Annotated in this window: 20 protein-coding genes and 3 pseudogenes; 14 read left to right on the top strand and 9 right to left on the bottom strand. The window is 61.6% G+C overall.

Features of this window, described 5'->3' with window-relative positions; all coding sequences use genetic code 11:
• Positions 1-11: 11 nt before the first annotated feature.
• The 4 genes and pseudogenes from Y703_RS23110 to Y703_RS23105 all read right to left on the bottom strand — a co-directional run.
• Positions 12-224 (bottom strand): hypothetical protein, encoded by a 213-nt coding sequence (locus Y703_RS23110; RefSeq protein WP_253908016.1) that lies wholly within the window; start codon positions 222-224, stop codon positions 12-14.
• Positions 225-974: 750 nt separating this feature from the next.
• Entirely contained in the window at positions 975-1733 is a 759-nt protein-coding gene (gene istB / locus Y703_RS0111185; RefSeq protein WP_155849502.1) for an IS21-like element helper ATPase IstB, read from the bottom strand.
• 29 nt (positions 1734-1762) lie between these two features.
• Positions 1763-3241: an IS21 family transposase gene (gene istA / locus Y703_RS19440; RefSeq protein WP_253908021.1), complete on the bottom strand. Its 1479-nt coding sequence runs from the start codon at positions 3239-3241 to the stop codon at positions 1763-1765.
• 1600 nt (positions 3242-4841) lie between these two features.
• Positions 4842-4936, bottom strand: a pseudogene (locus Y703_RS23105) (manganese catalase family protein); the annotation flags it as partial.
• Between the two features lie 656 nt (positions 4937-5592).
• Here Y703_RS23105 and Y703_RS20925 point away from each other — a divergent pair.
• From Y703_RS20925 to Y703_RS20920, 7 genes are all read left to right on the top strand, one after another.
• Complete coding sequence (locus Y703_RS20925; RefSeq protein WP_051427520.1) at positions 5593-6399, top strand: hypothetical protein; 807 nt, start codon at positions 5593-5595, stop codon at positions 6397-6399.
• Positions 6399-6848, top strand: coding sequence for a phage holin family protein (locus Y703_RS0111165; protein WP_026552771.1), 450 nt, complete (start codon positions 6399-6401; stop codon positions 6846-6848). The genes Y703_RS20925 and Y703_RS0111165 overlap by 1 nt, the downstream gene beginning before the upstream one ends.
• Positions 6845-7438, top strand: coding sequence for a DUF3618 domain-containing protein (locus Y703_RS0111160; protein ID WP_026552770.1), 594 nt, complete (start codon positions 6845-6847; stop codon positions 7436-7438). Before Y703_RS0111165 ends, Y703_RS0111160 begins: the two co-directional genes overlap by 4 nt.
• Before the next feature lie 49 nt (positions 7439-7487).
• On the top strand, positions 7488-7955 hold the full coding sequence (locus Y703_RS0111155; RefSeq protein WP_216698896.1) for a DUF4383 domain-containing protein: 468 nt from the start codon (positions 7488-7490) through the stop codon (positions 7953-7955).
• 88 nt (positions 7956-8043) lie between these two features.
• Positions 8044-9126, top strand: a complete 1083-nt coding sequence (locus tag Y703_RS0111150; protein WP_026552768.1) for a fatty acid desaturase family protein — start codon at positions 8044-8046, stop codon at positions 9124-9126.
• A gap of 53 nt (positions 9127-9179) precedes the next feature.
• On the top strand, positions 9180-9617 hold the full coding sequence (locus Y703_RS19425; RefSeq protein WP_051427519.1) for a MarR family winged helix-turn-helix transcriptional regulator: 438 nt from the start codon (positions 9180-9182) through the stop codon (positions 9615-9617).
• A 133-nt stretch (positions 9618-9750) separates the two neighbouring features.
• Positions 9751-10341 (top strand): NAD(P)-dependent oxidoreductase, encoded by a 591-nt coding sequence (locus tag Y703_RS20920; RefSeq protein WP_081743502.1) that lies wholly within the window; start codon positions 9751-9753, stop codon positions 10339-10341.
• Here the strand turns inward: Y703_RS20920 and Y703_RS23100 are convergent.
• A pseudogene (locus Y703_RS23100) lies at positions 10289-10648 on the bottom strand (right-handed parallel beta-helix repeat-containing protein); the annotation flags it as partial. The gene Y703_RS20920 and the pseudogene Y703_RS23100 overlap by 53 nt on opposite strands.
• Here Y703_RS23100 and Y703_RS21600 point away from each other — a divergent pair.
• The 3 genes and pseudogenes from Y703_RS21600 to Y703_RS22130 all read left to right on the top strand — a co-directional run.
• A pseudogene (locus Y703_RS21600) lies at positions 10649-10762 on the top strand (ATP-binding protein); the annotation flags it as partial.
• A 187-nt stretch (positions 10763-10949) separates the two neighbouring features.
• Positions 10950-11801, top strand: coding sequence for a hypothetical protein (locus Y703_RS0111130; protein WP_162148888.1), 852 nt, complete (start codon positions 10950-10952; stop codon positions 11799-11801).
• Positions 11802-11820: 19 nt separating this feature from the next.
• Complete coding sequence (locus Y703_RS22130) at positions 11821-11970, top strand: hypothetical protein (protein ID WP_155849499.1); 150 nt, start codon at positions 11821-11823, stop codon at positions 11968-11970.
• A gap of 1336 nt (positions 11971-13306) precedes the next feature.
• Here Y703_RS22130 and Y703_RS0111115 read toward each other — a convergent pair.
• Positions 13307-13897 (bottom strand): TetR/AcrR family transcriptional regulator, encoded by a 591-nt coding sequence (locus Y703_RS0111115; RefSeq protein ID WP_026552763.1) that lies wholly within the window; start codon positions 13895-13897, stop codon positions 13307-13309.
• Between the two features lie 141 nt (positions 13898-14038).
• Here Y703_RS0111115 and Y703_RS0111110 point away from each other — a divergent pair, with 141 nt between their 5' ends.
• The 3 genes from Y703_RS0111110 (at position 14039) to Y703_RS0111100 (ending at position 19084) form a co-directional block, all read left to right on the top strand.
• The gene (locus Y703_RS0111110) at positions 14039-15967 is read left to right on the top strand and encodes a primary-amine oxidase (RefSeq protein ID WP_026552762.1); all 1929 of its coding nucleotides are present in this window, start codon (positions 14039-14041) and stop codon (positions 15965-15967) included.
• A gap of 77 nt (positions 15968-16044) precedes the next feature.
• Entirely contained in the window at positions 16045-17562 is a 1518-nt protein-coding gene (locus tag Y703_RS0111105) for an APC family permease (protein WP_026552761.1), read from the top strand.
• Between the two features lie 115 nt (positions 17563-17677).
• Positions 17678-19084 (top strand): aldehyde dehydrogenase family protein, encoded by a 1407-nt coding sequence (locus Y703_RS0111100; RefSeq protein ID WP_026552760.1) that lies wholly within the window; start codon positions 17678-17680, stop codon positions 19082-19084.
• Between the two features lie 335 nt (positions 19085-19419).
• Here Y703_RS0111100 and Y703_RS0111090 read toward each other — a convergent pair whose 3' ends face one another.
• The 3 genes from Y703_RS0111090 to Y703_RS0111080 all read right to left on the bottom strand — a co-directional run bounded on the left by Y703_RS0111090 (position 19420) and on the right by Y703_RS0111080 (position 21660).
• Entirely contained in the window at positions 19420-20751 is a 1332-nt protein-coding gene (locus Y703_RS0111090; RefSeq protein ID WP_026552759.1) for an alpha-amylase family glycosyl hydrolase, read from the bottom strand.
• Between the two features lie 217 nt (positions 20752-20968).
• Positions 20969-21319: a lycopene cyclase domain-containing protein gene (locus Y703_RS0111085; RefSeq protein ID WP_026552758.1), complete on the bottom strand. Its 351-nt coding sequence runs from the start codon at positions 21317-21319 to the stop codon at positions 20969-20971.
• The gene (locus Y703_RS0111080; RefSeq protein ID WP_026552757.1) at positions 21316-21660 is read right to left on the bottom strand and encodes a lycopene cyclase domain-containing protein; all 345 of its coding nucleotides are present in this window, start codon (positions 21658-21660) and stop codon (positions 21316-21318) included. Before Y703_RS0111080 ends, Y703_RS0111085 begins: the two co-directional genes overlap by 4 nt.
• Before the next feature lie 193 nt (positions 21661-21853).
• On the opposite strand from Y703_RS0111080, the gene Y703_RS19410 reads away from it, so the two are divergent.
• Positions 21854-22458 (top strand): LacI family DNA-binding transcriptional regulator (locus tag Y703_RS19410; RefSeq protein ID WP_155849506.1); only part of this gene is annotated, 605 nt, incomplete at its 3' end.

Genomic DNA, 22458 nt, shown 5'->3' with positions numbered 1-22458 from the left:
GACGGGCTGAATCACTCCTGCTCCTTGATGGAGGCAACGAATGACTTATCGAGCTGCACATCAGCGCGAACGTTGGCGTCGACGGTCAGCGTGGTGGAAGGGGAACCCGTGGTGACCAGCAGTGTGGGTTCCTCTCCCCCGGTTGTTTTTGCCTGCTGGCGAAGCATCGCGTAGCTGTGCCTGACGGAGCAGCGCTCAACGCCGTAGGTGCAAAGGTGGATCAATCCTGGGAGAAAATAAGCGACGTAGGAGCGCCGGACAGGATTGGTGTGGCCTGTAGCCGGCGGCAGCCGGTTGACGCTGCGAAGCAGGTACGTATGATCCGCAGGACAGCAGCAAAAAGACGATTGTTCAGGTCTTTACAGTCCGAACGTAGAGAGGTCGCTTAGGCTGGCCTGGTGGAACGGTTGAGGCTCCAAACCGTGACGGTTTGAAGCCTCACAAAGATCCAGAATCACATGCAAACGTGTTCCTGAAACTACCAAATTAAGCGGCTAACTGACCGCCTGCGACAGTTAGCGCACACCAGTTGGGTTCAACCCGAGAACCCAGCACGCCAGCCCAAAGGCATCCCCGTCGGTGGACAGTTCTCTGCTACCTCTCATTGGGAGCCTGACATCCAGCTCGAGACCCCTGTGATTGACTATTCGCCGCTCGAACATGCCGCAGACGCCCCGCTCCCCCGCCCTGCAGAAGCCCGTCGCGCACGCCGCGGCCACACCTTCTACCCGGGCGTTCGCGAGATGGGCAAAAGGTCCGCCATCGGCACAAACGACGAAACACCCTAGCTGAAATAGAAATCCAGGCCCATTACTTCCACAGCAACATGGACTGGTACATCGCCGAGTACGACCCCCAGACGAAGAACGGCTGGGTTCGCTGGGAATAGCAACTTGAAGTGGCCCCGGGTTAGTCGTTTGATTTGGCCCCACCCCGGGTAGGGGTTTCCTGCTTGGCCGCTGGAGCGGCGGGGGCTATCCTCTCTGTGCTTGGCGGGTGGTTTTGAGTCGGTAGGAGTCGGTGCCGGTGTTGATGATGTGGCCGCGGAACGTCAGACGGTCCACGATGGCCGCAGCCAGGCGCGGATCGGTGAAGGTTTGGCCCCACTCGCTGAAGTTGGCATTCGAGGCACACGCGATGGAAGCCCGTTCCTCGCGGGCGGTGATGATTTGAAAGAGCAGTTCCGCGCCGTGGGTATCGAGTTTGACGTAGCCAACTTCGTCGAGGCACAGCAGGTCCAGGCGCGCGTATTTGCCCACGAGCCGGGACAGTTCCTTGTTATCGGCTGCCTCGACGAGCTCGTTGACTAGCGCGGCGGTGGTGATGTAGCGCACGCGCCGTCCTTGTTCCGCGGCAGCGGTGCCCAGTCCGATGAGTAGGTGGGTTTTCCCGGTCCCGGAGTCCCCGAGCAGCACTAGCGGCTCGCCGGCATCGATCCAGGCACCGCCGGCTAGCTGTGTCATGGTTGCCGCGGGCAGGTCCGGTATCTGAGCCAGGTCAAGGTCCTCGAGGCGTTTAGGCCGCGGGAAACGGGCTTCCTTGACTCGTCGGTCCCGGCGCCGGTCCTCGCGCTGCTCGCACTCATACGTCAAAACCTCGGCCAGGTATCCCTGATGGCTCAACCGCGCCCTCGCGGCCTCTTCTGCCATGGACTCGGCGACCTTCGCGGCCCCGGAGAGGTAAAGGGTCCTGCATGCTGCGCTGACCGCCGCCGCGGCGGCGGGTTCGGTCATGGCAGGCAGCGTGGTGGCCGCGGCCGGGCTCATCGTGCGCCACCCACGGCGGTGAGCTGGTCATAGCCGGCCAGCGAGGGCGCCTGGCGTTCGGGAAGATGAACGACCCGCCGGGCCAGCGCTTCGGGCAGGGCCGGAGCCCCGGCAGGGAACACGGTATTGGCGCGGGCGGCGACCGCCAGATGCTCGGGGTCGTAGTCCCCGTTGGCGATGGCCGCTTCCATGGCTGCGGTGACCGCGGCCGCCGGCAGCGTGCGGGCCAGCAGCAGCACCGCGATCAGCGCCCGTGTCCCGGGGCCGTCGCCGAGCTGGTGCCTGGCCCTGTCCCAGAACCCTTGATGGACCGGGGTGAACCCGCCGCCAGAGCGAGCCGCGGCCAGCGCGGTGGCACCGGCCATCGCACCGGGTTTGCGGGTCAGGACCTCCAGATAGTGATCGAGCTCGAGCACGTGATCGTACTTATGCACCGCCCTCACATGGGAGGCGATTTTCCTGCCCTCGGCGAAGACCTCAATGTTCCTGGCTCCGATACGAACGCTCAGACGACGGCCAGCGTAGGAGACCGGCACCGAGTAATAGCACTGCCGGACACAGATCTCGGATTTGTGGTTGGCCTTGACCGAAACGGTGGACCCAGCCTCGAAGACATCCGCGGGCAGTGCAAGCAACTCCGGTGCCTCGGCGGCGGCCGCGGAGCCGACGGTGACCGGACGGGAGGCGATCACCCGGTGCGTGTCCTTTTCCTCGCAGGCGGCGATGAAATCGTTCAGGGCCACCAGCGTGTCGAATTCAGGGACCGGGGTGAGCCAGCGGCGCCGGAACCGGCCGACCTCACCCTCGACTCCGCCCTTTTCATGGGCTCCGCCAATGCCGGGAATGCAGAAAAACGAATCGAAACCATAGTGGGAGCGCATCGCGATGAACCGCGGGTTCTCCAGCCGTTCCCGGCCCAAGGAGACACGGATGACCGCCGGGGTCAGGTTGTCATAGCGGATCATTTTCGACGGGATCCCGCCGAGGCGCTCAAAGGCGATGTTATGGCCGTCGATGAAGGATTCCTGGGCCTGGTTCGCGTACGCCACATGCACCGCCGTGCCCGAATAGGACAGACGCAGCACGAACATGAACGGCTTCACCATCACCCCGCCGATCAGGGCCTGGAACTCGCCGAAGTCCACCTCGGCCTCCGCACCGGGGGCATGGGTTTGCCGGACCGCGACATCGGCCGGGGTCCCCACCAGTTCCCGCCGCATCTTCGCTACCGCGTGGGTGACCGTGGACTCCGCCACCATGGCCCCGTGGTCATCCACCAGTCGCTGCCAAATCCGCCGGGCAGTATGGCGCTGCTTCCGCGGGGCCGCAAGGTCCGCGGTCAGCCACGCCCTGATAATTCCCAGCCACGGGTCCATCGCCGGCGCCGTCCTGACCGGGACCCTGCGCATCGGCGGCGTCGAGTCAGCCAACGCCGCCCGCACCGTGCGCCGGTGGACCCCATAAACCCGGGCCAGCTCCCTAACNCGTCCTGACCGGGACCCTGCGCATCGGCGGCGTCGAGTCAGCCAACGCCGCCCGCACCGTGCGCCGGTGGACCCCATAAACCCGGGCCAGCTCCCTAACAGACATCTCTTTTACTCTCGCATCACGACGGATACGCTCGAATTGTTCCACTCTCGATCTCTCTTTCAAACCCGTTCCCGTTCTCTAAGTCCTGGTAGACAAAGTGAACGCTACGGGCGGGTCGAGGGTGGGGCCATTTCAAGCGACTAAAAGCCCTCCAAGTGGGGCCATTTCAGAGTGCCATACCCAGTTGAAGGTCTGGAATTCTTGGTTACGTTGATGCGGACCGTGTGAAGATTGGAAGAACACGGGATAGCAAACAAGATCCTCACAGACCCACCCGGGAGCATGAACCGCGTCGCAACCGAACTTTTGGAGTTACGAAACCGTCGCAGTGCGTGAATCAGGTGCATCCCGAAATGTTGACGATATTGCTGGACATTGACAACGATGTGTCTGCACCTCGGCGCTTCGACTAACTCAAAGGAGCAACATTCCATGGCCATTCTTACGATCAATACCTGGGTTGAACACTTCGTAGAGCGTCTGGAGCGCGCAGAAGGCCTTGACGGGCCGGCCGATAAAGTCATTTCCCTGACACAGCGGTGGCTGAAGCCCGGTCGTGTCAAAAATCTCCTCAGCGGGACCGGCACCGGCCACCCCGCTCACCCCATCCTGGTGCTGTTACCGCTCGGGTTATGGGCCTCGGGTTTTTATCTTGATGTGCGGAGCGTGTCCGAGGATCGAACGGCTGCCCGGCGCCTTATTGGGATGGGGAATCTCGCCGTGCTACCTGCCGTTCTGACTGGTTTGAGCGATTGGGCGGATACCCAGGGTGCGGAGCGAAGAGTAGGTTTGGTCCACGCTGGCCTGAACGTCACCGCCTTGGCACTGTTCACTAGCAGCTGGTTAGCCCGTTCGGACCGGCACCAACGCGCAGGCGTAGTCGCTACCGCACTCGGGATGGGCACAGTGTCCGCTGCGGGATGGCTGGGAGGCCACCTGGCGTATGCGCGCGGTGTAGGAGTCGATACCACCGCATTCGAGGTTCCACCCGCCGATTGGATAGACGTCGCAGCTGCAAAAGATGTTTCAGACGATCGGCCTCTCCGCGTCGACGCTGGTGTCGTTGCCGTGCTGCTGATCCGGGATCAGGACAAAGTAGTGGCAATATCGGACCGATGCACACACCGGGGCGGCCCCCTTCACGAGGGCACCATCGACAAAGGTTGCGTAACATGCCCATGGCACGGCAGCCAATTCCGTCTAGCAGACGGCCAAGTAGCCAAAGGCCCTGCCACACGACCACAACCCACGCTCGAGGTACGCATCATTGACGGACGTGTACACGTCCGTGCCACCACAGACGAACCTGGCACCCTGCGCCGGAACCCGGCCACGGCCACTTCAGAATCCTCAAGAAGCACCGACCGGTCTAGAAACTAAAACAGGCCGACCGGGCCACTCCACTCCACTCCTCGCCTCGGGCAGCATCCCTCTCATTTTTAGTGTTGACTGCCCTCGCCGGGTTGGGGGTTATTCCTTGTGGAGTTAGTCCTGGACTGATCCGGCCATTTTTCGACGACATTTGGCAGTTCGGTGGTGCCGTAAAAGCGGGCGTCCGGGTGGGTTGGTGGCGGCATCGGCGCGCTGGTGGTTGGTCCATCGTGAGCTAATCTTCATCACGCTCCAGACCTACCAGTCATCCAAGTAGCGCGGATTATTTTCCGTGACTTTAGTCTTTCACAGTATCCCCTGCTCGGTCGTGGGCGCGGGCGAATGATAAGAAACGCTGGCCCGTAAATACCCACTGATGTGAGTCGCACCATGCCGGTGCGACCAGATTGTGGGGGTTGACGAGAAAGCGACCTAAGCGCGGCCACACAACGTCAAAGCAACATAAGACCGGGGAAGACAATCTCCCAGCCGAGGAGGGGCTAGGCCAGGTGGCCTTGCCCCACCTCGGCTTAGGCACCCCACTGTGAGCGATGTTGGCTGGACAGACACCGCCGGTTTAGTCTTCCGCGCACTGGTCGGCGCACTAAGGAGTCTTTACCAAGCGGAAAACTTGTTGCCCCGCACCCTTGCGGATAAACGCTAAGCATGCTTAGGTTCTAACGTAATAACTAAGCACGCTGTCTTTGTGGCGCTGATGGATGTAGCGCTCCACCGTCAAGGATGCCGACAAGCTTTTCCCGCACTACGTGGAAGCAGCGGTTCTCTAGTTTGTGGCGCGCGCCACATCCCATGCCACATCAAGGGCCGAGGGTTTATCTTTCGGCCGTTTACCGAAGGAGAAACCATGAGTACCCAAAACTGGTCGGAAGACCCGATCGTCCCAGTGTCACCTGCGCACGGATCCGGCGACCCGGATGGTGGGCAGTCATCGTCGGCCAACGCGAAAGACGAAGCGAAGAATCTTGGTCATGAAGGAGCGGACGCAGCTAAGGGGGTTGCCCAGACCGCTGGGTCGGAGGCGAAGAATGTTGCAGGAGAAGCAAGCGCCCAGGCGAAGAACCTGCTCGGCGAGTTGGGATCCGATCTGAAGGATCAAGCTGGCGCCAGCCAGCAGAAAGCTGCCGAGGGCCTGCGCTCTATCAGTGATGAGCTGTCCTCGATGGCAGATAACGGGGACCAGAATGGTCCCGCAAATAATCTGGTCCGCCAAGCCGCCCAACGCTCGGGCGACGTCGCAGGCTGGCTGGAAGGCCGCGATCCAGGCTCACTACTTGAAGAAGCCAAGGGTTTCGCCCGCCGCCGCCCGGGAACATTCCTGATGGTGGCAGCCGGTGCCGGCCTGCTCGCCGGACGACTGACTCGTGGACTGGCCGGAGCAGGATCTGATGATCAAAATGCTACGCCAGCTAATCCCGCACCCGAGTACCCGCCAACAGTGCCCACGCAGCCAACTACGGAGGACGGGTTCGGCGCGCCTACTACCGCGACACCGGTCACCACCTCCCCAGGAGTCGTTGATACCGACCCAGGTGTCACGGGGCGTGAGCAGACTTCGGCGAGTGATCCTCTGGCCGACCCTCTGGCCGCTGAACCCATCATCGAACCAGGCCGGCAGACCCAGAGCGGACCATTGGACAGGGATGTGCGCTGATGAGTGGAACACACACCGGAGGTTCCCCAGCGTATGAGCCGCCGAGGAGCGAGTCCGAGGACCGGGCAGCCAATGAATCGCTGGGTTCACTCCTGAGCGATGTGAGCCGCGACCTTTCCACCCTGATGCGTCAGGAACTGGAACTGGCTAAAGCCGAGTTACGTGAAACCGGAACCCAGGCGGGTAAAAGCGCAGGAATGCTCGGCGGAGCCGGCGTAGCAGGGCACTTCGTTCTGCTGTTCCTCTCCCTGGCCCTGATGTGGGGTTTGGGAGAGCTGGTCGGTCTCGGCTGGTCCTCAGTGATCGTCGCAGTGCTCTGGGGAATCGCCGCAGCCATCCTCGCGATGAAAGGCAAGAAAGAACTCAAAGCCGTCCGCGGCATGCCTGACACCGCTGAAACCCTCAAAGAAGTCCCTCCCACTCTGAAACCAGGTGAGCACACCCCATGAGCCAGACACCAGAACAAATCCGCGCCGACATCGAACGAACACGAGCCGAACTCGGAACCGACGTCGATGCCGTAGCCGACAAGGTGAACCCCTCAAACATTGCCCACCGTCAAACGGACAAAGTGAAGCACGCCGCAGGAAATGTAAAGGACAAGATCATGGGCTCTGCCGACAACGTCAAAACCAATGTCATGGGTTCCGCCGACAGCGCTGGCGGTGCGGTGCACGACGCCCCGCACCAGCTCACCGACAAAGCCAAGGGCAACCCCCTCGCCGCCGGGCTCATCGCCTTCGGCGCCGGCATGCTCGTCGCTTCGCTAATTCCCGCAAGCGAAAAGGAGAAGGACGCCGCGTCAGCCCTGAAAGACAAAGCCCAACCACTGACAACCGAAATCACTGACTCCGCCAAACAGGTCATGGACGACATGAAAGAACCCGCCCAGGACGCAGTGAACTCGGTCAAGGAAACAGCGGCTGACTCAGCTCAAACCGTCAAGGACGAAGGAACCGGCGCCGCTTCGGACCTCAAGGACAAGTCCCAGGACGCCAAAGACAACGTCCAATCCAGCCACAACAGCGGCACCGTCTAACACTCGCCGGGATCTAAGGAATCCCCACACACACCTCTAGGAGAAAACAATGACCGCATCACATCAACCGGTTCGTCAGGACCGAAAAAAGACCACCATGCAAAAGGCCGCCATGGCCGTAGGCATCGTGTTCGTGCTCGTCGGTATCCTGGGATTCATCCCCGGTGCCACCACCCAGTTCGACCAAATGGACATGGCAGGGCACGAATCTGAAGCCCTCCTGCTGGGCCTGTTCCAGGTCTCGATCCTTCACAACATCGTCCACCTGCTCTACGGCGTCGCTGGCCTGGTGCTGGCACGGACGTACGCCAATGCAAAAAACTATCTCCTGATCGGAGGTGTGATCTACCTGGTGCTGTGGATCTACGGACTGGTGATAGACCTCAACTCAGACGCCAACTTCGTGCCTTTCAACGACGCGGATAACTGGCTGCACCTATTCCTGGGCGTCGCAATGATCGCGCTGGCACTGATCCTGAGCCGCAAACGGGACCACGACACCACAAACCGGGTCTAAAACACCACACCGCCGGGGCCCCTTCATGAGGTCCCGGCGGCTCCCCCTCCCCCACCCCCGTAAATCCTTTCCCTGCAAGGAAACCTTGATGAGCACAACCACCCCGGTCCGAACAGTGCGTGTGGCCAAGCCCAACGACGTCGTCGCGTCGTACTCGATCCTGCTCAAGCAGGTGCGCAAGGAAGGGTTACTAAACCGTCGACGGCGCTTCTACGTCTCAGTCTTCGCTGCACTTACGCTGGCGATGGGTGCGGCCTGGACCGGGTTCGCCCTGCTGGGAGACAACTGGTTCCAGTTACTGATCGCCGCGGTGCTCGGCATCATCTTCACGCAGATTGCGTTCCTGGCCCACGAGGCGTCCCACAGGCAGATCTTCAAGACCCGTAGCGCCAACGACTGGTCAGGGCGCATCCTGGCCGCCGGCGTCGTCGGCATCAGCTACCAGTGGTGGATGAACAAACACACCCGCCACCACAACGATCCCAACGTGGTGGGCAAGGACCCCGACATCGAGATCGACACTATTTCCTTCATCGAGGAAGACGCAGCAAAGGCCAAAGGGTTCCACGCGTGGATCACCCGCCGCCAGGGCTACCTCTTCTTTCCCCTGCTCACCTTCGAGGGCATCAACCTGCACGCCAAGTCGATTAGCACCCTCTTCCACCCGGGAGCCGTCCAGGGCCGCTGGGTTGAACTAGCGCTCCTCGCGATGCGGTTCGGCGCCTACCTGGGCGTCCTGTTCTGGTTCCTGCCCGTCGGTATGGCCTTCGCCTTCATCGGCGTCCAGATGGCCGTCTTCGGCATCTACATGGGCGCATCCTTCGCCCCCAATCACAAGGGCATGCCGACCATCCCCAAGAACAGCAAGCTCGACTTCTTCCAGAAGCAAGTCCTGACCTCGAGGAACATCAAGGGCGGATCCTTCGTCAACAACGCGTTCGGCGGCCTGAACTTCCAGATCGAACACCACCTGTTCCCTGACATGCCACGCCCACACCTCCGTCAGGCTGCGCTAATCGTCCGTGAACACTGCGAACGCCTCAAGGTCCCCTACACCGAAGTCGGGGTCGCCGCGTCCTACGGCGCCGTAGTCTCCTACCTCAACCGAGTAGGCCTAGCAGCCCGCGACCCCTTCGACTGCCCCATCGTGAGCCGATACCGGCGTCCATAAATGAACCGTCTTGACGTCAAACGTGGCATCGAACGAAAAAGGGGGTCCACGTAATGTTGGATCTGGACTTGGACCAATGGTCAACGAGCCGTCTGCTGCTGACAGCCACCCGTTTAGTGGAAAACGCGTGGAGCAAGGAACTCGCTGATTTCGGAATCACCCACGCCGGTCTGACAGTCCTGGTCGCGATCACCCTGCAGGGCGCAGGAACCCAAAGTGAAATTGCCCGCAACGTTCGGGTCCAGCCACAAACCATGACCAGGATCCTGGATAACCTCGAATACAAAGGTTTCGTTGCCCGCGTACAAACCAGCATCAACCAAAAAAAGCAGCTATTCGCCATCACTCCCGCGGGCAGTAAGGTTCTTGATTCAACCGCTGAAATGGAACAGAACATTTTACCGCGAGACCAGCTCCCAGACGGGAGCGTACGCCACTACCTGCAGCAAGCAATCGCTGAACTCACCCGCCCTCGCACCCGTGGCATGTGACCCGTAACCTGTGACTCCTGGCCTGTCGCATTTAACCTGGGAGGCATCAAAGGCCAAACACCGCCGTTGACACTTTCGAAGACCAAACGATGAAGCGCTCCCAGCCCCGACCGGAAGGAAATTATTCGTAAGAATCGCTCTCCTCGGTTCGACGGGTCGCACCGGTAAACACGCCCTAGCAGCTGCGCTGGATCACGGCCATGACGTGACAGTGCTCGTCCGCGATCCCGCCAAGCTTCCGGCACCAGTTGCTGCCCGTATCAGGGTCATTGTCGGAGACACCTCGGATACTGACGCGCTACGCAGCCTCCTTGCTTCGGCCGACGTCGTCATTTCCGCCCTCGGGTCAACCGGGGATCAGCAGCATCTACACACCCGCACAGCCGGTACCCTCGTGCAGATCATGACAACGAACGGCCCCAAACGGTTCGTCGGCATCAGCTGTAGCCACGTCAATAGACTCGGCGACCAGAAAAGGCTCAGGCACAAAATGACCAGCGCTCTTGCCCGGGCTTTCGGAGGAGACGCCGCAGCGGACCGATCCGGTGAGGTTCCCATCTGGTCTTTCCGCAAGCTCAATTGGACACTCGTGCGTCCACAGAGCCTTAGCGACGCGGAATCTGTCAAGTCAAATGAGACAGTTTCCGGCCCCCTGCAAAGGAGCCCCCCGGTTATTGAGCGACAAGTGAGTGTGCCTGGAAATCGACCGTGGGCGTTGCCCTAAAAGCGTTAACAGCTCTATCCGCGATAACTTGAGCATCACTTCCGGAATCCAGAATCGTATTCCGAGTTGATTCGGAATCGACAAGCACGGCCGTAACGGCGATGCTGTCCGAAGCTTCGGTCGTCAACAGTGCGTCCACCTGAGCCGAGAAGCAGTCGTCACTTGACTTGTGGTGGACGTCCATCGCCACCACGTGATTGTTGGAGACGAAGTTGCCAATCCCCGCTATCAGCCGAATGACGACGGGCGTCGCGCCTATCGGCCGGATGCTGTGAGAATCGAGGATTTGAGAGAAGTGGTTACCAACGTGTTCGGGGACGACAACATGGCCGCCGCCGTCATCGACCGACTGGTCCACCACGGACGCCTCCTGCAATTCCGTGGCGAGTCCTACCGGGTCAAAAACGCCCTCATGAAATAGCTAAACTGCTGAAATGGCTTGGAAACCTGCCGAGGTGGCCTGATTCTTAGCGCTGAAATGGCCTACTTAAAGTTGACGAAACACATCGCGGAGCGGCCGGCGGAGTCCCTCATGCAAGCCCCTCGAATTCGCGCAGAACCTCTGCCAGACTCAGAGCATCGGAACTGCATCCGCGATGGCGAACGGGATGGACAACATGCGCAGGCTAACCCTCAGCACATTGGTGATCTTCGCCCTTGCCACCCCGCTGGCTGGTTGCGGCATGGTAGGCGCAGCCCGAGATGGAGGTTCAGACGCGACGCCAACTACGCAAAGCACACCCGGCGCGCAGCCGTGGCAAGCGCCCGACGGCGGCGTGATGGTTACCTGCAGCGACGGCTCGCCCTTCCCTGCTGACACGGTTGCCAGCGGGGGGATCCAGGTCGATCCCAAGGAATCCGAGGCGATTGTCGCTGCTTTGGCCAACCTGAAAAAAATGGGTGGTATCGACGCCCCAATGCCCTTGCAGCAAGCCGACGTCGAAGAGGTGAATCGGGCCGTATTGTGGCTGGACGACGCTACCGGCGAGAAGGCCCTCGGCCTCCTGATTGCCCCAAGCAATTCGACTGGCTTCTCTCTTGAGACTGATTGGTACATCGTCCTGGGACGTCAGGACGCGCAGTTGCGTGCCACAAGCTGGCAATCTACTTGCGGTGCCCGACCAGCCTTGACCGAGGGAAGTACATGGGCGGAGATAGCTCTGTCGCCCGACACCCCGACATCGGAGAGTACGACCCTGAATCTGCGGATCTCCGAGGCCGACTGTACGGGCGCTAGAGACCCTACCCCCTTCCTGGCGACCGAACCCGTCGTTGTTGAGACCGAGGACGAAGTCACCGTCTACTGGACGTCCCAGCAACTCCAGGGTGGCGCCGACTGTCCCGGCAACCCATGGGTCGAACGCACCCTCCAGCTAGATCAGGCTCTGGGCGATCGCACGTTGCTGGACGGCTCGACATGGCTGCCTACTCCAGTCACCTTAAAGCCCGCGAGCGACTAATACCTCGACCTTGCCGGCGATGAGAAGCATCACGCGCAGATCGGGTTGGTCGGCGCAGGTTGACCAACTGAGACTGCTCCAGTCCGTGAAAACAACTGTCAGGACCCTGGGCAGGGAGGGCATGCCTGCAGCAGCCGCCGCCGTGGTCGATGACGGGTTCATCGGTTAATGCGGACCTGCGAGAAAACCGGTCTTGCCCTCGTCGCCGGACCGGTCTCGGCTTGTCGTGTAGCCAAAGAATCCTACGGCCCGCTAAGCCCGCAAGAACGCGGTCCTCTGAGCGATGACCGGTCCGAGTGGTATCGCTTCGACACCCCGGGGCGCACCGTGTACGCCGCCGAAGATCCGAGGACTGCGTTCCTTGAGGCATTGTCGTGGGCGCGGATGACCGCCTCGCACGCACAGTATTTCAAGAAAACGGCCGCCTCCTTCGGCGAAACAGTTGACGTGATCCGGCAGGAAATTGAAGAACAATGGCACGCCAACGGGCACATGGTTCCTGGATGGATACCCGCGAACTGGCGTGACGGACGGCTGCTCTACACCCTGAATTTCGAGGACGGTCATTGGGTTGACATTTCACATGCTGACAGCCCTCAACGGTGCTCTCGGCAGCCTGCTGTACAGCATCGATGTCGACGACACTCTAACTCTGGCTGAAGTCACTAGCGGCCGACGCGAGATAACGACGGTCCTTGCATCCTGGATCAGGGACCAAATCCTTGATGACGGGTCTTACCCGATGGGACTCCGGCTCCCCTCAAAGCATGGTGCTGTCGGTCAAGGACGTGGTTACTGCTGGGTTTTCTGGTCGAGTGCGAAGACATAGGCAGGGTCATTATGTTTGATCCCTGTTCCGGTGTCCGTTGAGACAGGGTCGTCATCCAAGCCAATGTCAGCGCGCCTGAGCGGGAGTTCGAGTTCGACGCGCTCGACCGCTCAATGGATAAAATCGCCCAAAGGTGCCCGAAACTATCCGTCATACCAGCGCTCGACCAATCGAAGAAGGTTGTCCTGGAATGGATTATCCTCTCCACCGTCGCAGTGATGGCCCTACCCACCCTCTCTCGTGCATACCCCGCAGGAGGCGCTAGCAGTGCTTCCCGAGCCCCTCGCCAGCCGAAGTCGTCGAGTCCTCGCTAGGGCGCAGTAAAGGCGGTGCTCACTTCTCGAATCTACCTTCGGTCTCAGACTGCCCCAATCGGCGGGTTGCTGGCCCCGATACTCCACGCAGCGGGGAGGTACTCGCCTGCCAACGCCTGTTCGCAGTGCACCCGGCGTGTGTCAACGCCGACGTGCTGGGATGTTTCGCCACCGCTTGTGCCAGGAGGAAACTCATGAATCGGAGGGCTGTTCGCGAACTTCTGTATCCGAGTTACGTTCGTCCTACTCGCCGCGCATTTAGTCGTGTTCACGAAAGGGCCACAACCCTGCACTGGCCGGGTTACTGGTTGCCGTGTTGTCAGTTCGCAGATTCCCCGAGGGGGCGTGGCAGTGCGCTGTACCTAGCCCTGCAGCATATCAAGATAGGCGTCCAAAGCCGCGATCTGCTGGTCTGGTGAATACTCGGCCTGATAGAGCGCGGCCATGATCTGTGCCCCCATCGTCATCGACAGCAAGTGCCGGGTGATCTGCACGTCCGGCACCGTCGTCGTCACCTCACCGGCCCGCCTCGCCTGCGCCAGGTAGCCAAGCAGTTGGTCGCGCCACTCTTCCATGTCCTGGGCATACTGCTGCTCCTTGTCCGGGTCGGTCAGTGCCGTCTGCCAGAACGGAATCACGATCCGGGCCTCCAGTATCCGATCCTCATCCAGTGGCAGCACCTCGTGGCAGAACGTGCGCAGGGCGGCTAGCCCGCTCAGCCCGGCGGTGCTGCGTTCGGTCCGTTCATTGGTCAAGTTAAACACGTGCTGAAACGAGGCAGCCAGCAACTCACCCTTGCTCGCGAAGTAGGGCTTCAGGGCTCCGTTGGCGAAGCCGGCATGGTCAGCAATCTCGCGCATGGTCGCCCCGTCGATCCCCGCTCGAGCGATGACCCGCCAGGTGACTTTGACGAGTTCAAGACGCCTCGCGTCGTGGTCGACTACTTTCGGCACTAGGTGGTCCTTCGGTCGTGCCCGACATTTCCCTTACTCAGCAAGTTTATCCGCCGTTATGTTCTCCAAGTGTAGAAAATAAAGTGTGAGAGATGTAACATCCACTGTGTGAATGATCACACCAGAGTAAGGAACGCAGGGATGTCCGTCACGCCACAGACCCAACAGTCCGCATATGCAATGTTGACCAGCGAGGAAATCAGCACCGCCCGGGAAATCCTGCGGGAAGCCGGTTTCGTCACCGATAGCACACGCTTCGCCTATTTCGGCCTGCACGATCCCCCGAAGGACAGCAGGGCCAGCGACGGCGCTCGCCGCCGGGTTCGGGTGCTGCTGCACGACGTCGGCGGCAGTGTCCCACGCGACATCACGCTGTCGCTGGGTAAGGAAGAAATTGAAACCGTCATTGAGCTCGACACTAAGGAGACCGGCGAGCTGCCGGTCCTTGACGAGGAGTTCGAACTCGTCGAGCAGATCCTGTCCACCAACGACGAATGGCTGGCTGCGCTGGCCAATCGGAATCTTGATGTCAAGAAGGTGCGCGTGGCCCCGCTGTCGGCCGGTGTCTTCGAGTACCCCGAGGAGAAGGGCCGGCGCATCCTGCGTGGGCTGGCCTTCGTCCAGGATCACCCGGAGGACAGCCCGTGGGCGCACCCGGTCGATGGCTTGGTCGCCTACGTCGATATGACCAACAGCTCCGTGGATCGGGTGCTCGACTTCGGCCCGATGGACATTCCTGCCGAAAGAGGAAACTACGCCGACACTGAGTTCACCGGCCCAGAGCGCACCAGCCAGAAGCCAATTAATATTACCCAGCCCGAGGGCGTCAGCTTCAGCCTCGAGGGTAATCATCTGGAGTGGGAAAAGTGGAACTTCGACGTCGGCTTCGACGCCCGTGAAGGCGTGGTGCTTCATAACATCGCATTCCGCGACGGCGGGGCCAACCGCTCCATCATCCACCGCGCCTCGATCGCCGAAATGGTGGTGCCCTACGGCGACCCATCCCCCGTGCGCTCTTGGCAAAATTACTTCGACACCGGTGAGTATCTGGTAGGCCGATACGCGAATTCGCTGGAACTGGGCTGCGACTGCCTGGGCGAAATCACCTACCTGAGCCCCATGTTGGCGGACGAGCGGGGCAACCCACAGGAAATCCGCAACGGCATCTGCATCCACGAGGAAGACACCGGCATCCTGGCCAAACACACAGACCTGTGGACCGGTATCGCCTACACCCGCCGCAATCGTCGCTTGGTCGTGTCATTCTTCACCACGGTCGGCAACTACGACTACGGCTTCTACTGGTATCTCTACCTGGACGGCACTGTCGAGTTCGAAGCCAAGGCCACCGGCGTCGTCTTCACCAGCGCCTACCCGGGTACCGACGACTATGCCTCGCAGCTGGCGCCGGGGCTGGGCGCCCCCTACCATCAGCACTTATTCTGCGCTCGGCTGGACATGGCCGTCGACGGGATGGCCAACCGCGTCGAGGAGGAGGAAGTGGTCCGGCTGCCGATGTCCGAGATCAACCCCCGCGGCAACGCTTTCACCCGCAAGCGCACAGTCGTGACCAACGAATCCGAGGGGATGCGCTCCGCTAACCAGTCGAAGGGCCGAGTCTGGCGGATCTCCAATCCTCAGTCCAAGAACCGGCTCGGCGATGAGGTGGCCTACACCCTGTTTCCGGCAGGGCTGCCGACCCTGCTGGCCAACGATGAGTCCTCAATCGCTAGGCGGGCGACCTTCGCGACCCGGGATCTGTGGGTGACCCGCTTCGCTGAGTCCGAGCGGTACCCGGCAGGTGATTTCGTAAACCAGCACAGCGGCGGATCCGGGCTGCCAGCCTACGTGCAGCAGGACCGCGACTTGGACGGCCACGACATCGTGCTCTGGCACACCTTCGGCCTAACGCACTTCCCGCGCACCGAAGACTGGCCTATCATGCCCGTCGACACGGTTGGATTCAAGCTGAAGCCCTCCGGGTTCTTCGACCGCAACCCCACCCTCGATGTACCCGCCTCCTCCAACAATGAGAGCAGCTGCCACACCGAGGGCGGCAACTGCCATTAGGGGCGGAACAAGTCAGCCAACAAAAATCGCTACATCACTGCACCTGCCGGGACAGATCTCAATGAGGAGAGCACATAATGGATAGAACGGAGACGGTTTCCTCCGCGGAGACCAACACGTCGCTGCGCCGGGGCCGCCTCGGCGTCATCGGCGTCGTATTTTTCGTGGTTGCCGCCGCTGCCCCGCTGGTCGGGATGACTGGCGCGGTGCCCATCGCTATCGTTCTGGGCAACGGGGCGGCCGCGCCTGGAGCCTATCTGGTCGTCGGCCTGACCCTACTGCTGTTCAGCGTGGGTTACGCGGCGATGAGCCAGCGGGTCACCAACGCCGGGGCGTTCTTCGCCTACATCGGCCGCGGGCTCGGAAAACACCTGGGTCTTGGCGCGGCCTTCGTATCGCTGATCGCCTACATCGCCATCCAACTGGCTATCTTCGGCTTCTTCGGGGGACTGATGTCCGGACAGATGGCGGGCCTGGGGCTGGAACTGCCCTGGTGGCTGTGGACACTGATCGCATGGGCAATCGTCACAGCCCTGTCACTGACCAGTGTCGACGTCGGAGCGAAAGTCCTCGGCGCGCTGATGTTGCTCGAAGTGCTGGCGCTGATCATCACCGCCATCGCGATCCTGGTCGACGGCGGCCCCGAGGGCTATAACTTCGCCGCCTCCTTCTCTCCGGCGGCCATCCTCGCCGGCGGTCTGGCCGGGTCTGCCGGTATCGCCTTCGCCTTCGCGTTCGCCTCCTTTATCGGATTCGAGGCAACCGCGATTTACGGTGAAGAGTCGAAGAACCCCAAGCGCATCGTTCCGCGGGCCACCTATTTGGCGGTCGGGCTGATCACTGCGCTGTTTGCCCTGACTGCCTTTGCCCTGGTGACCGGTATGGGCGCCTCCGCGGTGGTGGAATCCACAGTCGAATACTCGACCGTCGGCGGACAACCACTGGCTGACCCAGCGGCGGTTCTGTTCACTCTGGCCACCCAATATGTCGGTGGGTGGATGGCAACCGTGATGAGCGTCCTGGTCCTCTCCAGCCTGTTCGCCGGCCTACTCGCCTTTCAGAATGCTGCCAGCCGGTACATTTTTGCCCTCGGCCGCGGCGGAGTGCTGACCAAGGCTCTCGGCAGGGTCAATCCGAAGGGGGCTCCGCAGAACGCCTCGCTAGTCACTTCGGTGATCAGTGGTCTCGTGATTCTGGCCTTCACGGTGTTCGGGCTCGAGCCGATCCTGAACATGTTCTACTGGTTCAGCGGCCTCGCCGTCGTAGCGATCGTGTTGATTGAGGCCCTCGTGTGCGTGGCCGTCGTGGCCTTCTTCCGCCGGAACAAGGGCAGCGAGAATATTTTCACTACAACAATCGCGCCGGTGGTCGCCTGCATCGGCCTGCTGATTGGCGAGTACCTGCTGATGTCCCGATTCGGTCTTCTGGCCGGCACCACAGCCGAAGGCGTCGATCCCTCCGTGACCTCGTGGGGCCTGAGCCCGCTTGGCTGGGTGCTGATCGCCGTCCCGTTCGTAGTCCTGGCGGTTGGCTGGGTAGTGTCCAAGGTCGCGGGAAGTGAGAACGAAGAGTTCATCCGGGATGAGCTCTCCTAAGAACTCAAGCACCTTTCATGTCTTATTTCAGATTGAAGCAACCATCTATTGGCCGACGCTCTGCGTGCCGGCTGGAAAGCATAGAGGAGAACCGATGACTACACAGGAAACCGAACTGACTACCTACCAGGGGCTGCTGGCGGCCATAGTCCCGGCTGAAGGAGGTCGGGACATCATGGACCCGGCAACCGGGGAGGTCGTCGGCCGCGCTCCGGAGCACACAGTCGAGGACCTAAGCGCTGCCGTCGCCTCCGCACGGGGGGCGCAGAGTGCCTGGGCAGCGCTGAGCCACGCTGAACGCAGCGATTACTTGAACCGTGCAGCTGATGCCGTAGAGCGCTCGGCCGAAGCACTCGCCGAGCTGCTTTCCCGTGAACAGGGCAAGCCGCTGAACGGACCGAACGCCCGATTCGAGGTGGGCGCCTGCGCCGCATGGCTGCGCGCTACGGCATCGTTCGAGCTGGAGCCGGAGGTGCTGGTCGATGACGAGGGCGGCCGCGCTGAGCTCATCTACCGCCCCATCGGCGTTGTTGGAGCAATTGGGCCCTGGAATTGGCCGATGATGATCTCCGTCTGGCAGCTGGCTCCGGCGCTGCGCATGGGCAACACCGTGGTCATGAAGCCGTCCGAATACACCCCGCTGAGCGTGCTGGCGCTGGCCGTTGTCCTCAACCAGGAACTGCCAGCCGATGTCCTGCACGTCGTCTCCGGTGGTCGTGACGTCGGTGAGAGCCTGTCCAGCCATCCCGATATCGGCAAGATCATGTTCACCGGTTCCACCGCCACCGGCAAGGCCATCATCCGTTCCTCGGCCGACACCGTGAAGCGGCTGACTCTTGAGCTCGGCGGGAACGACGCTGGCATCGTGCTGCCGGATGCCGATCCGAAAGCGATTGCGCAGGATCTGTTCTGGGGTGCCTTCATCAACACTGGCCAGACCTGTGCGGCGATGAAGCGGCTCTACGTTCCGGAGAACCTCTACGATCAGGTCTGTGAATCGTTGACCGAGGTGGCACTACAGATGCCGATGGGCGTGGGCCTGGACGAGAACAACGTGCTGGGGCCGCTGCAGAACAAGGCGCAGTACGACATCATTGCGCGCCTGGTAGAGGAGGCAAAGGCATCCGGGGCCCGGGTATTGGTCGGCGGCGAGCCGGAATCGGATCAACCGGGCTACTTCTACCCGACGACGCTGGTTGCCGACATCGACAACGACAATGCACTGGTGACCGAGGAGCAATTTGGACCGGCGCTGCCGATCGTGAGGTACAACAGCGTGGATGAGGCGGTCGAGATGGCCAACAGCCTTAGCGTCGGCCTGGGCGCCTCCGTCTGGTCCTCGGACCCGGCCAAGGCGCGCGAGGTTGCGGCACGCATCGAGGCCGGCACCGTGTGGATCAACAAGCACGGTGCAGTGGATCCGCGGGTGCCGTTCGGCGGGGTTAAGGGCTCCGGCTACGGTCTTGAGTTCGGCGTTGAGGGACTCAAGGCACTCGGCACGCCGCAGGTGATCAGCTACTAGGTCAAGATGGTTGCGCCGCGCCTCGGGCCGAATCCCAGGTAGCAAATCAAGAGCGTACGCCACCCCCTGGATCCTTCTGGGCGGCGGCGTACGCCTTTGCCTAGGCTTTACGCCTATGCCGGCCGCCTTCACGTCCGCGTTCGCCATCACGGCGGTACGCTCAGACGATTCCGGGCTCTGGGCGGTCAATGCGATTCTGATGGCTTTCGGCACGTTGATAGGGACCACAATCCTCGTGGCGCTTCTGAACTGGCGCCGTGGCCCATCGGGTCATCGAGGGAGGGCCGGCCTCCCGGAGCCCTGACCACCAGTTCCTTGCCTCCTGGCCCGACGTCTCAGCTCTCATAGCCGAGGACAGCCCAGCCTCGTGGCGGGAGCAGCACCGTGTCCGCGCCGACGTCGACAGTGGCTTCTCCGGCCAGGACCGAGCTACCGCCAGCGGCGTCCATCCGCTGAGCGTCAGGTGAAAGATTCAGTGCCACAACGAGCGCATCAGCGCCGACCGCGATGCGGTAGGCGAGCACCTCGTTTGAGAGCTGGATGACGTCAGTGGTCGCACGGTGGAGCCACGGATGACGCCGTCGGAGGCCGATGAGCTCCTGGTGCAGTGCGAAGATCGGTTGCCCCAGGGGCGAAAGCTCGTCGGGGGACGACGGGAAAAGCGGTCTGACGTCGTCGTCGCCACCTGCCCTGTCTTCCTTGACTCCCCGGTACCCCTGCTCATCGCCGTAGTAGATGGACGGGGTCCCGCCGACCGTGAGCAACAGGACGACGGCGTGTGACATGAGAGCAGGATCGGTGAGCTTGCTCGCGACGCGTGTGACGTCGTGGTTCCCGATGAAGGTGAGGGGTGCATAGGAGCTCAGAAGAGCGTTGTGCCGATCGAGCGCCGCGGCGAGTTCGAAGAAGTTCGCGTCGTTGAGAGAACTCCAGACGGCCTTCCACAGTTCATATTGGGTGGCAGAATCGAGGCCGCCGGAGTGGATTTCAGCCGCGTAGTCGCCGTGAATGTACTCGCCCACGAAGTACGCCTCGGGATGGCCGGCCCGCACGCGGGTGGTGACTGCGGACCAGAATGACGCCGGGACGGCATAGGCGGCATCGAGTCGCCAACCGTCGGCACCTCGCTGCAGCCAGTGCTCCATTACGTTTACCACGAAGTCGGCGACCGCTGGCTCGTCATGGTTGAGTGCCACCAGGTGATGGTGACCCTCAAAATCTCGGTACTCGGGTTCGACGCCGGGACCGGCCCCGTCAGACCAGCCCAGAACGAACCAGGAAGCGGTGTCCGCCTCCGGTCCGTGTGAAAGGACCTGCTGGAACGGGGCGAAGGACCGGCCTGTGTGGTTGAAGACGCCGTCGAGCAGTATCCGCAGTCCACGACGGTGTGCCTCGGACACCAGGGTGTCGAAATCCTGCTCGGATCCGAGCCGGGGATCAATGCTGAAGTAGTCGGTGGTGTCGTAGCCGTGTGTCTCCGACGCAAAGATTGGGCCGAGCGCCAGGCCCGATGCCCCGAGATTCACCGCGTAGTCGAGCCACGGAACCAGGTCCAGCAATCGGTGCTCCGAGCGGGGTTCAGGGGTCGCGGCTTTCTCCGCCCCCGTGAAACCCAGCGGGTATACCTGCCACCAGATGGCGTGCTTGACCCAGTCAGGTTCATTCATAGCGGCAGTTCCCTTCCATCAGTTCCCGGCCAGCCCGCACAGGCTGCTGATCATCTAGCCTATTACTGCCAGGAGTCGACCGCCGCTAATCGGCAAGCGTGCGGTTGGTTCCAGCACGATCAGGCTCATTGTCGGCCACTCCGCCGTTAGCTGAGCTTTGGTCGCCGACTCTTCTTAGGCCCACCGGGTTTGCCCATGACGGGGATGGCGGTGTCAGTCATGACTTAGTGTTCGTTGATGTCGCGCCAGCCTTCGGCGCTGGCCCGGAGGACCGACTGGGAATGAGCGCCCACAGCGCTGGGAGCAAGATGCAGGCACCGACGGTATAGGCAAAGTCCTCGATCGGGGCTAATGCCAGTCGGACACCAAGGATGAGGTCAGGGTTGTAGTCGACAATGCCGATAGCAATCAAGACATTGTCGAACACAGCCGTGGCTATCATCAGCACGATCAGGGTGATGCCGACTGCCCGTCGGCTGGGAAGCAGACGGCGTTGCTTCCTGTACGCCCAGGCAGCCATGGCCAGGATCGGAACGAAGAAGATTATGTTAAGGACCAGGTACGTCACGCCGTCAGCTCGCGGTCACGCTTCTGGTCACGTTTTCGGTCAACGATAGCGACCGCGCCCAGCACGTTGAGGGTGGTGTAGCAGAGCAGCGCGAGGAAGAAGACCTCTTCGAGGGGTAACTCCGGGGCGAGGAGAACACCCGTCATGAGGTCGGTCACGCCGCGGAAAAAGATCCCGAGCGCAATGCCGAAGAGGTCCCAGACGAGGAAGAAAATGATCCCCAGAGTCATGGTCCAGGTCGCTTTGCGCGCATCCCGCCAGAAGGTAAGACCAAACCTCCAGTCCAGGAGCACCGAACCTCCGAGCGAAAGGATCAGCGCGCCGAGGTAGATCAGGCCCACGTCCCACCGCCGATCGTCCGTCGCATGCTCCCCGCATCCACAACTCCTCCGCACATACGGTTCATTCTTCCCCATCGGCACGCCACGAGAATTCAGACTCTGACCAAATACGGCGTTGACCGTCCTCACAACCTGTGGCATAGTTTGGAAACGATTCCATGGAAACGATTCCATGGAGGCCGAGGAGTAACAGGTGCGATCACTGACGATCAAGGATGTCGCCGACAAGGCGGGTGTCTCAGTAGCAACTGCCTCCCGCGTGCTCTCCGGACACCCCTCCACCTCTGCCGAGGCCCGCACGGCAGTCACCGATGCAGCCCAGCAGCTTGGCTTCCGGCCCAACGCCCAGGCACGCTCCCTCCGCAAGACCACCACCGAAACCATTGGTCTTGTCCTTCCCGATGTCCGGAACCCTTTCTTCGCCGACCTGGCCCACGCCATCGAACAGCGGGCACGCGACTTCAAATACCTCACCTTGTTCGGCAACGCCAACGAAAGCGCCGAGCAGCAGGACCGCTACTTCGACGTCATGCTCTCCCAGCGCGTCGACGGCCTCATCGCGGCGCCCCTCGGCGATCTCGACAGCCTCAAAAGCATCCTCGACAGCGGAATTCCCACGGTCTTCGTTGACCGCGTCATCGCCGACACCGCCGTCCCCAGCGTCACCCCCGACAACGTCACCGGTGTCCAGGATGCCGTTCGCCACCTCACCGCCCAGGGCCATCGCCGCATTGGCTACATCGCCGGACCGCAATCCACCTCCACCGGCCGCGAGCGGCTCGCCGCCTACCAGGGCGC

It is taken from the genome of Arthrobacter sp. H20 (assembly GCF_000520515.1).
Taxonomy (GTDB): domain Bacteria; phylum Actinomycetota; class Actinomycetes; order Actinomycetales; family Micrococcaceae; genus Arthrobacter_D.
This window is presented reverse-complemented; position numbering and strand designations above follow the sequence as displayed.

Coding starts and splice junctions, on each gene's coding strand:
- Y703_RS22130 (WP_155849499.1), top strand. CDS start 11,821: ATGAGAAGCATCACGCGCAGATCGGGTTGGTCGGCGCAGGTTGACCAA.
- Y703_RS0111165 (WP_026552771.1), top strand. CDS start 6,399: ATGAGTGGAACACACACCGGAGGTTCCCCAGCGTATGAGCCGCCGAGG.
- Y703_RS0111105 (WP_026552761.1), top strand. CDS start 16,045: ATGGATAGAACGGAGACGGTTTCCTCCGCGGAGACCAACACGTCGCTG.
- Y703_RS20925 (WP_051427520.1), top strand. CDS start 5,593: ATGAGTACCCAAAACTGGTCGGAAGACCCGATCGTCCCAGTGTCACCT.
- Y703_RS19425 (WP_051427519.1), top strand. CDS start 9,180: ATGTTGGATCTGGACTTGGACCAATGGTCAACGAGCCGTCTGCTGCTG.
- Y703_RS0111090 (WP_026552759.1), bottom strand. CDS start 20,751: ATGAATGAACCTGACTGGGTCAAGCACGCCATCTGGTGGCAGGTATAC.
- Y703_RS0111130 (WP_162148888.1), top strand. CDS start 10,950: ATGGACAACATGCGCAGGCTAACCCTCAGCACATTGGTGATCTTCGCC.
- Y703_RS0111150 (WP_026552768.1), top strand. CDS start 8,044: ATGAGCACAACCACCCCGGTCCGAACAGTGCGTGTGGCCAAGCCCAAC.
- Y703_RS0111155 (WP_216698896.1), top strand. CDS start 7,488: ATGACCGCATCACATCAACCGGTTCGTCAGGACCGAAAAAAGACCACC.
- istB (WP_155849502.1), bottom strand. CDS start 1,733: ATGACCGAACCCGCCGCCGCGGCGGCGGTCAGCGCAGCATGCAGGACC.
- Y703_RS0111110 (WP_026552762.1), top strand. CDS start 14,039: ATGTCCGTCACGCCACAGACCCAACAGTCCGCATATGCAATGTTGACC.
- Y703_RS0111160 (WP_026552770.1), top strand. CDS start 6,845: ATGAGCCAGACACCAGAACAAATCCGCGCCGACATCGAACGAACACGA.